This window comes from Mesorhizobium sp. M4A.F.Ca.ET.050.02.1.1 (genome assembly GCF_003997725.1).
Classification (GTDB): domain Bacteria; phylum Pseudomonadota; class Alphaproteobacteria; order Rhizobiales; family Rhizobiaceae; genus Mesorhizobium.
Map to the genome: position 1 here is coordinate 1 of NZ_RZSG01001046.1, position 1,741 is coordinate 1,741.

A 1,741-nucleotide genomic window follows, 5' to 3' on the forward strand; every position below is an offset into this window, starting at 1 on the left:
GACCAGGCCCTTCGCCTTCGACTTGGTCTTCTCGCCGAGATGCAGCCCGAGCGAATATTTGACGTCCTCGGCGTCGAAGGCCTTGCCGTTGTGGAACTGCACGCCGGGCCTCAGGTTGAGGATCCAGCGCTTGTTGCCGTCGCTGGTTTCCCAGCTTGCGGCCAGTTCCGGCGCCGGCTTGCCGTCGTCGCCGATCTCGACCAGCGTGTTGTAGACCTGGCGCGAGACATTGATGGAGAAGGTGCCGATCAGCTGCGTCGGATCGAACGTGTCGGCGGAGCTGCCGCCGTTGAGGCCCAGGCGCAGCACGCCGCCCTTGCGCGGCGCCTCGGCAAGGCCAGCACGTGGGAACGCCGCCGTGGCGAGCGCCGTGACGGCCGCGGTCTGCAGGAAGCGGCGGCGGTCCATGCCGCCCTGGATCAAGGACGTGATCTGATCGTGCATGTCATTCCCCCTTTGCTGGTTCAGTAGGCGCCGAGAACTTCATTCGGTATCAGCGGCCGCGGCGGCAGCCTTTGATCGAGAACCGCATTCAGCGTGTGCGCCCGGTCGCTGAAGCCTTTCTCTGCGAACAGATTCCAATGCTCCCAGGGATCTTCACGAAGATCGAAAAGCTCGCCCCATGCCGGCTGGTTCGGGTAGCGGGTGAACCGCCACTCCCTGGAAATGATCGACTGGTTGTAGAGGCATTGATCCCGGCGGGGATGGTATTCGGCGAACAGGAAATCACGCACGTCACTCGCCCGCCCGTCGATTAGCGGCGTGAGGTCGACGCCGTCGGAGGTAGGCGCCGGCAGGCCGAGCAGCGACGCGACCGTCGGGAACAGGTCGAGATGGCTGGTGAGTGCATCGAGGCTGGTGCCGGCGGGAATTCCCGGGCCGCACAGCACGAGCGGCACCTGCAGCAACTGGCGATAGGGTGGCGGCCCCTTGCGCAACAGTCCGTGGTCACCCAACAGTTCGCCGTGATCGGCAGTAAACAGGACATAGGTGTTCTCCAGCACGCCGGCGTCGGCCAGCGCCTCCAGCAGCCGCCCGACGGCATCGTCGATCATCTGGATCATGCCATGTGTGTGGGCGATCGCGGTGGCCAGCGTCGCGCCGGAAATAGCGTCGGTGCGCACCAGGAAACCCTGTTCGCGCGGCGGCTCGCCGCTGGCGATGTAAGGCTCCTTACGTGGATCGTCGCCTTCGCCGAGATAGGCCGGCATGCGCTCCAACTCGCCCGCTCGGATGGCCGGCCTCGGCATCCGCTCCGGCCGGAACAGGTCGCAATAGGGCCGGGGAGGAGAAAACGGGTGATGCGGGTCCGGAAACGAGACGAACAGGCCGAACGGCTCCGACCGTCTGCCCTGGCGTTCGATGAAGTCAATGGCCCGGTCAGCGATCCAGCTGGTGTAGTGCAGTTCCGGCGGCACCGCACTTTTCCACACTTCCTTCAGGTCGTCGGCCCGGCTCTCTCCGTCCGCTTCCGGCTCGTAGAGGTCCACCACCTCGGGATGGTTCCGCCTGAGCCAGGCCGCGTAGTGACCGGCGCGGGTGGATTCATTGGCCTCGCCCATGACGAGGTCGACGCCGTCGAAGCCGAAATAGGGGCCGTTCCAGTCCTCGCTGCCGGGCCTTTCCCAATAGGCGAGCGATTCCGGCATGTCGCGTTCGGCGGGCGCAAGCAGCGGCTGGAAGTGGAGCTTGCCGACGCCCCTGGTCGCGTATCCCGCACGCGCAAGCGCCTGCCACAGAT

At 65.8% G+C, this 1,741-nt stretch carries 2 protein-coding genes; both read right to left on the reverse strand.

The features are described 5' to 3' along the window. Positions 1–444 (reverse strand): ABC transporter substrate-binding protein (locus tag EOA33_RS34750; protein ID WP_127407653.1); only part of this gene is annotated, 444 nt, incomplete at its 3' end. 20 nt (positions 445–464) lie between these two features. Beyond that, positions 465–1,741, reverse strand: a 1,277-nt coding sequence (locus EOA33_RS34755; RefSeq protein WP_190234480.1) for a sulfatase-like hydrolase/transferase, incomplete at its 5' end; no start/stop codon positions are given.